Origin of the sequence: Caulobacter sp. CCNWLW153 (genome assembly GCF_036889365.1) — a bacterium.
Lineage (GTDB): Bacteria > Pseudomonadota > Alphaproteobacteria > Caulobacterales > Caulobacteraceae > Caulobacter > Caulobacter radicis.
Genome location: NZ_JBAKFV010000003.1, coordinates 226,410 through 232,801, shown reverse-complemented (window position 1 = coordinate 232,801; position 6,392 = coordinate 226,410). Strand labels below are relative to the sequence as shown.

Sequence of the window (6,392 nt, the reverse complement as noted above, 5' to 3'; positions counted from 1 at the left end):
TTTTTTTCATACCCGGGTGGGGGGCCCCCGCCCGGTTTGTTGGGGGGGGGGGGGGGGGTCTCTAGCGGGGTGGTGGGGGGGGGGCCCCTGGCCGGCACAGCGCCCAGTCTCGCCCCCTCCACCGCTTCGCGGTCCCCCTCCCCCGTTTCACGGGGGAGGAGATAAGCAGGCGTCCTGCGGGGTGGTCCTTCCCCCTACTCCAGATCCCCCGGCCCGAACGCTTCGGGCAGCAGGCTCCAGAATGGCGTGCGCACGGTGGCCGCGCCGCCCTGCACCGAAACGATCTCGCAGGTCTTGGCGGCGAACTCGCCGATGCGCTGGCGGCAGGCGCCGCAGGGCTGGACCACGGCGTCGGAGCCGGCGGCGATGTAGACGCGCTCGATCCGGCGCCCGCCGGCGGTGATCATCGCCCCAATGGCGGTCTGCTCGGCGCAGGTGCCCGACGGATAGGCGGCGTTCTCGACATTGACGCCGAAGTGCACCCCACCCTGGTCGTCGACCACGGCGCTGGCGACGGTGAAGTTGGAATAGCGGGCGTAGGACCGCGCCAGATAGGCCGGCAGCCGCGCGGCGATGGCGGCCTCGTCGGAGCCTGGAATATCGGAAAAAGAACGTGCGGCGCTCATGCCATCCCTCGGGTCCCGGCAGGATCGCGCCGGGAACCGAGGCAATCAGTCGCGGGGCGGTTATGCAAGCGCAAACCGCACGCTGAAGGTCAGCTTTCGCCCGGAGCCAAGGCGACGATCGACAGGGCGTGGACAGGGCCGGCCATCTCCTCGCGCAGGGCCTGGAAAATCAGCCGCTGGCGGGCCACGCGCGGCTTGCCGGCAAAGGCCTGCGCCTCGATCGTCAGGTTGAAGTGGCTCTCCCCGCCTTCCCGGTGCCCGGCATGGCCGTTGTGGCGATCGCTGTCGTCGACCAACTCCAGCCGAGTCGGCGAAAAGGCGGCGGTGAGCTTGGCTTCGATGGTGTCCGCAACGGCGCCCATGGCGATCTCCGGCATGTCAATCCTTGAACGGAAATAGCCTGCGCTTACTCTAAGCGCCATGAGCCGCGCGTTCGAGTACCGCCCCAAGTTCTTCGACATCCGAGTCCGCCCGCCCAAGCCGGGCGAGGAGGAGGGTCCGCGCGCGGACGACGTCTACAAACTCAAGCCCGGCCAGAAGCGCTGCGAGCATCCCGACTGCCTGCGCCCCGCCGAGGCCAAGGCGCCCAAGAGCCGCGACCTGCCCGGCCAGTACTACAACTTCTGCCAGCAGCATGCGGCCGAGTACAACAAGAACTGGAACTTCTACGCCGGCATGAACGAGGGTCAGATTCGCGCCGAGCAGGAGCGCGAGAAGATGACCGGCGGACGGCCGACCTGGAGCATGAAGGCCGACGCCGGCTCGCGCGAGGCCGCCGCCGCCGCCGCTCGCGACGCCCGCAACATGGCCGACCCCTTCGGCCTGTTCCGCGCCCAGCAGCGCCGCGCGGAATCGGCCGCCTCGAGCCGCGCCCTGGGCAAGCTGGAACGCCAGGCCCTGGCCGACATGGACCTGGACGTCGACGCCGACGCCGCGGCCATCCGCACGCGCTACAAGGAACTGCTCAAGCGCTGCCACCCCGACATGAACGGCGGCGACCGCAGCGCCGAGCACAAGCTCCAGCGCGTGATCAAGGCCTACAAGACGCTGCAGAAGTCGGGACTGGCGAAGTAGGCGCCCCTTGAACGGCAAAACCCCCGCCGAGGCGGGGGTCCATAAATTCCATCGTCAGCGCCCTGCCCCGCCTTCGCGGGGATCGGGCGGCAGTACTCGTCCCTCAGCGGATGCGGATGCGAATCGGCACGTCGATGAACGAACCGGCGCGGCTCTTGCCGTCCGGGCCCAGCAGCTCGACCTGGATCTGCGAGGCCATCTGCAGGGCCGCGTCGCCGACGCCCAGGTCGGTGGGGCTTTCGGCCTGGACGCTGCAATCGGTCAGGCCGCCGTTGCTCTTGACCATGCAGCTGAGCAGGGCGACGGCTTCGCGCGGTTGCGCCACCTGGACCACGCGGGCCTGCGGCTCGGCTTGCAGGGCCGGAGCGGCGGTGGTGACGGCGGCGGCGAGAACGAACGAAGCGATCACTGTATCTTCCCTATGGTCTTGTCGGATGTCCCGTCAGGGCGTCCGCGTTTCATTTCGGGTCAGGCGGCGTTCGCCTGCTTGATCCGCTGCAACCCCTGGGCCGCCATGTCGGTCAGCGACCGCAGGCCAAGCTCGGCGAAGACGTCGAACGCCACGGCCAGGGCGGTGGCCGCGCGGTCCAGGCGCCCGTCGTCGCGGCCGGTGATCTCGACCCGGGCCTCGTAGAGACGGGCCAGGTTCATCTGGGCCACGGCCCAGCCGGCCGGGTCGCGCGCGCCCGGCTGCTCGGCCAGCTCGGACTTGAAGGCCATCTCGGCGGCGTCGAGCACGGCCAGGTCGGCGGTCAGCTCGGCGCAGCGCGCCAGGCTGAGGGCGCGGTTGTTGGCGACGGCGGCCCGCAGGGTCAGCGCCGGCTGCACTTTCACGATGTGGGTGGCGCGGTCGAAGCAGGTGACCGCCTGCTCGAAACAGCGCTCGGAGGTCGTCGCCTCGCCCATGGCCTGCAGGGTTTCGCCCAGCGATGCCTGGGCGCGTGCCCAGTCCAGCGGGCTGTGACCGGGATCCAGCGGCTCCAGGGCCTGGGTCGCGGCCTCGACGGCGTCGGCGATCAGCGACAGTTCGCCGTCGAAATCGCCCAGGCGCGCCAGGGCCTCGGCCCGCATCAGCTCGAGGCGCGACCAGGTCAGGGGTTCGAAGTCGGGGTCGAGGGCGGCCAGCGCCGTCCGGGATTCCGACAGGGCGACCTCGACCAGGGCGCGGTCCTTCAGGCGCACGGCGCAGGCCAGCAGCAGGTCGATGCGGGCGGCGCGCTGCTCGGCCAGTTGCAGGCGGGCGCCGCCGGACTTGGCGCCGCGCTCGCCGGCCAGGGTCGCCAGCGGCGCCTCGAAGGCCTGGGCCGCGGCCAGGGCGCGGTCGATGTCGTTGTCGGACAGGGCCATGCGGCCATCGACGGCGGCCAGCAGGCTCGCCGCCAGGGCGGCGTGCGGGCCGTGGGCCGTCTTGGCCAGGGAAAGCGTGGCGCCCGCGGCGGCGTGCAGGCCCTCGTCGCCGAACAGTTCGGCGCCCAGCATGGCCAGAACCGCCTGTTCGCAGCGGGCGGCGCAGACGAGGTCGGTCTTGCGTTCGGTATCTGCCAGCCTGGCGGCGGCCTCGGCCTGGGCCGCGCCCTTGCGCAGGGCCGCGGCGTCGCCGGTGCGACGGGCCACTTCGCGCCAGACCACGGCGGCCTCCAGCAGGCGCACCGCGCGGTCCTTGCAACCGATCCGGCCGGCGGCGACGTCGGCGGCGCGCGCTTCGTTGGTCAGCAGGCGCAGGTCCATCAGTTCCAGCAGCGCGGTGTCGCCGCCGGTCAGGCCTTCCCGATGCGCCGCGGCATGGGACATCCGTCCCTGGCCCTCGACGCCCAGAAGCCTCATCAGATCGCGCCCCACGAATTCGAACATCGCTCGCGTACTCCGCACCGGGATCGTCCCACCTCGGCACGGCCGGGATGGATTTAACGCGAGATCAGCAAAACCGGAGCCAACGCTCTTAACAAGGGGTTAACAGGTCTGAATCCGCCGTTAACCACGAATATTCAGATCACATTAACTTTGATCGCCGCCAGCCCCCCCAAATCGGCGATTTTGACCCATTTTGGCACGCTTTTTGCTTGATCGACGCACAACCGGTGGATGGTGCGATCGCACAATTTATAACGACGTTCATCAATCTGAAAATGACGTTAACTCTAAGATTTAGGAACTTGTTTACATTTCGTTCACGTTCGTGAACAGGCGGGATGGCGGATCAGCGCGCCAGGCGCTAGGAAACGGCCATGACCAGCCCCGCCGTGACCCTCTGGACCGCCGCCCTCTGCAAGCAGGATCCCGGCTATGGCGGCTGGGCGTTCGTACGGAAGCTGGACGGCGAATCGGGCGCGGCCTCGATCAAGGGCGCCGCCGGCGGCGAGCGCCGCACCACCCTGGCCAAGATGAGTCTGTCGGCCCTGATCGAGGCGCTGACCAGCCTGACGGACCTGCCGATCGATACGGCCGTGACCCTGCGCTTCGCCGATCCGGCCCTGGCCGGTGAACTGGTCAGCAGCGACGGCGCCTACGCCACGGCCGAGCCGGAAGCCTGGGCCGCCGCTCGCGCCCTGGTCGCCGCGCGTCCGGTGCTGAACCTGGTTCCGCTGGCGACCAGCGCGCCGCAGACCGGTTTCCTGGCCGCCTGGGCCGAGTTCGGCCTGGACACGTCCAAGAGCCGCGGCAGCTTCAAGGCCGCGATCCCCAAGCCGAACTTGATGAAGTTTCCGGGGTAAAGACCCTCCCCCTGAAGGGGGAGGTGTCGGCTAAGCCGACGGAGGGGGACGTGGCCTGTGAGCCAGCGGCCGCCTCGACGTCAGGAGGAACTCCCCCTCCGGCCCTTCGGGCCACCTCCCCCTTCAGGGAGAGGACCTGATTACCCCAACCCCTTCACCACCAGCGTCGCCGTCGCCGGGTTACAGGCGAACGGAATGTCGGCCAACGTCGCCAGTCGGATCAGCGCCTTGACGTCGACGTCGTGCGGCTGGGGCGAAAGCGGGTCGACGAAGAAGATCAGGATATCCAGCCGCCCTTCGGCGATCATCGCGCCCAGCTGCTGGTCGCCGCCCAGGGGACCGCTCTTCAGGCGGGTCAGCTGCAGCTGCGGCAGCGCCTCGAGCACCCGGCCGCCGGTGGTGCCGGTGCCGTAGAGGATGCTTTTCTCCAGGAACGCCGCGTTCGCCTTGGCCCAGGCCACGAGGTCGGCCTTCTTGTCGTCGTGGGCCACAAGGCCGATGGCGAGCTGGCGGGTCATGCGGGGACGGCTCCGGTTGCAAACGTTCCTCCCTATAGCGGCTGGCGAGGCCGCCGCCAGCCCGACTGCGCCCTTCCCTTTCTGCGCGCATTGCCGCTAGGATACATATTGAAACGATATCCCAAATAATGAGACCGCATCATAGGCGGTCCCTGGAGGAAGCCGCCGATGACCCTCGACCGCCGCGCCTTCGCCGCGGGCCTGACCGCCTTGCCCCTGCTCTCGGCCGCGCCGACGGCCCTGGCCGCCGCGCCCATCAGCAAGAATGGAGGCGCCCGTCCGGGCCCGTTCCTGCTGGGCGCCGACATCACCTGGATCCCGCAGGACGAGGCCGACGGCGCGCAGTTCTTCGCGAACGGCCGCCGGCAGGACATCCTGGCGATCCTTGACGGGGCCGGCTTCAACGCCATCAAGATCCGCGTCTTCGTCAATCCCGAGAACGGCTATTCGACCCAGCGCAAGACCGACCCGTGGGCAGGCCTGGCCCAGACCGTCGCCATGGCCAGGCGGATCAAGGCCGCCGGCATGCACCTGACGATCAGCTTCCACTACAGCGACACCTGGGCCGACCCGCAGAAGCAGGGCAAGCCCGCCGCCTGGAAGGACCTGCCGTTCGACGCCCTCGTGAAGGCGGTCGGCGACCACACCCGCCAGGTGCTGGGCGCGCTGGTCAAGGCCGGCGCCAGGCCCGACATGGTGGTGATCGGCAACGAGATCACCTTCGGCACGCTGTGGCCCGACGGCCGCGTGCCCCTGCCCGTCCCCACCGGCAACCCGGCCACCGACGCGGTGCACCTGAGCGTTCCCGACGCCGGCGGCTTCGACAAGCTGGCCAGGCTGCTGAGCGCGGGCCTCGACGCCTCGCGCGAGACGGTCCCGGGCGTCAAGACCAGCCTGCACAACCACCTGGGCCGCCACTGGACGATCGTCAGCCACTGGATGGACAGCCTGCTGGCGCGGGGCGTGCGCTTCGACGCCACCGGCTTCTCCTGCTACCAGCAGGCGGCCGAGGGCGACTGGGCCAACACCTTCGCGCGCTTCGGCGAGCGCTACCGCGACCACGGCTTCTACGTGGCCGAATATTCCAGCCGGAAGCGCTACGTGAACGACCTGGTGTTCGACGCGCCGGGCCAGCGCGGCTGGGGCACGTTCATCTGGGAGCCGACCCGCCACCAGGAGGCGATCTTCGACCAGGACGGCAAGAACGCCGGCGAGGGTCCGCGCCCCAACCTGCTGTCGCAGGGCGTCAACGCCGCCGAGGCCCCCGGCGCCCAGATCGCCGGCGCGCCCCCGCCCCATCCCGAAAAGACCGAACACGGCGGCCGCTACGACGCCAACGCCTTCATGGAGCTCTACCGCCAGATGGCGCGTGACTATGGGCTGAGGAAGGGGTGAGGCGGCCCACTTGACCTCGCACATTTTACACCCGTAACCTATCCACTCGGTCGAGTAGGGGGAGACTT

Annotated in this window: 8 protein-coding genes and 1 pseudogene; 3 read left to right on the top strand and 6 right to left on the bottom strand. The window is 69.5% G+C overall.

The features are described from left to right. The 3 genes and pseudogenes from V6S85_RS26550 to V6S85_RS06675 form a co-directional block, all read right to left on the bottom strand. Positions 1–161, bottom strand: a pseudogene (locus V6S85_RS26550) (hypothetical protein); the annotation flags it as partial. 33 nt (positions 162–194) lie between these two features. Continuing rightward, positions 195–626 (bottom strand): cytidine deaminase, encoded by a 432-nt coding sequence (gene cdd / locus V6S85_RS06680; RefSeq protein ID WP_116490500.1) that lies wholly within the window; start codon positions 624–626, stop codon positions 195–197. 89 nt (positions 627–715) lie between these two features. Beyond that, complete coding sequence (locus V6S85_RS06675) at positions 716–988, bottom strand: BolA family protein (RefSeq protein ID WP_116490674.1); 273 nt, start codon at positions 986–988, stop codon at positions 716–718. Between the two features lie 58 nt (positions 989–1,046). Between V6S85_RS06675 and V6S85_RS06670 the strand changes: the two genes are divergently transcribed. Further along, complete coding sequence (locus V6S85_RS06670) at positions 1,047–1,700, top strand: J domain-containing protein (protein ID WP_116568107.1); 654 nt, start codon at positions 1,047–1,049, stop codon at positions 1,698–1,700. A gap of 103 nt (positions 1,701–1,803) precedes the next feature. On the opposite strand, the gene V6S85_RS06665 is transcribed toward V6S85_RS06670, so the two are convergent. After that, entirely contained in the window at positions 1,804–2,109 is a 306-nt protein-coding gene (locus tag V6S85_RS06665; protein WP_116490497.1) for a TonB family protein, read from the bottom strand. A 59-nt stretch (positions 2,110–2,168) separates the two neighbouring features. Beyond that, positions 2,169–3,524, bottom strand: a complete 1,356-nt coding sequence (locus V6S85_RS06660; protein WP_165828859.1) for a hypothetical protein — start codon at positions 3,522–3,524, stop codon at positions 2,169–2,171. Positions 3,525–3,925: 401 nt separating this feature from the next. Between V6S85_RS06660 and V6S85_RS06655 the strand changes: the two genes are divergently transcribed. Continuing rightward, the gene (locus V6S85_RS06655; protein ID WP_334348449.1) at positions 3,926–4,411 is read left to right on the top strand and encodes a ribonuclease H; all 486 of its coding nucleotides are present in this window, start codon (positions 3,926–3,928) and stop codon (positions 4,409–4,411) included. Positions 4,412–4,551: 140 nt separating this feature from the next. On the opposite strand, the gene V6S85_RS06650 is transcribed toward V6S85_RS06655, so the two are convergent. Beyond that, a complete protein-coding gene (locus V6S85_RS06650) occupies positions 4,552–4,929 on the bottom strand; it encodes a methylglyoxal synthase (RefSeq protein WP_101720132.1) in 378 nt (125 codons plus the stop codon). A gap of 168 nt (positions 4,930–5,097) precedes the next feature. Between V6S85_RS06650 and V6S85_RS06645 the strand changes: the two genes are divergently transcribed. Beyond that, positions 5,098–6,324, top strand: a complete 1,227-nt coding sequence (locus V6S85_RS06645; RefSeq protein WP_116568115.1) for a glycosyl hydrolase 53 family protein — start codon at positions 5,098–5,100, stop codon at positions 6,322–6,324. Positions 6,325–6,392: the final 68 nt, after the last annotated feature.

Coding starts and splice junctions, on each gene's coding strand:
- cdd (WP_116490500.1), bottom strand. CDS start 626: ATGAGCGCCGCACGTTCTTTTTCCGATATTCCAGGCTCCGACGAGGCC.
- V6S85_RS06675 (WP_116490674.1), bottom strand. CDS start 988: ATGGGCGCCGTTGCGGACACCATCGAAGCCAAGCTCACCGCCGCCTTT.
- V6S85_RS06670 (WP_116568107.1), top strand. CDS start 1,047: ATGAGCCGCGCGTTCGAGTACCGCCCCAAGTTCTTCGACATCCGAGTC.
- V6S85_RS06660 (WP_165828859.1), bottom strand. CDS start 3,524: ATGAGGCTTCTGGGCGTCGAGGGCCAGGGACGGATGTCCCATGCCGCG.
- V6S85_RS06655 (WP_334348449.1), top strand. CDS start 3,926: ATGACCAGCCCCGCCGTGACCCTCTGGACCGCCGCCCTCTGCAAGCAG.
- V6S85_RS06650 (WP_101720132.1), bottom strand. CDS start 4,929: ATGACCCGCCAGCTCGCCATCGGCCTTGTGGCCCACGACGACAAGAAG.
- V6S85_RS06645 (WP_116568115.1), top strand. CDS start 5,098: ATGACCCTCGACCGCCGCGCCTTCGCCGCGGGCCTGACCGCCTTGCCC.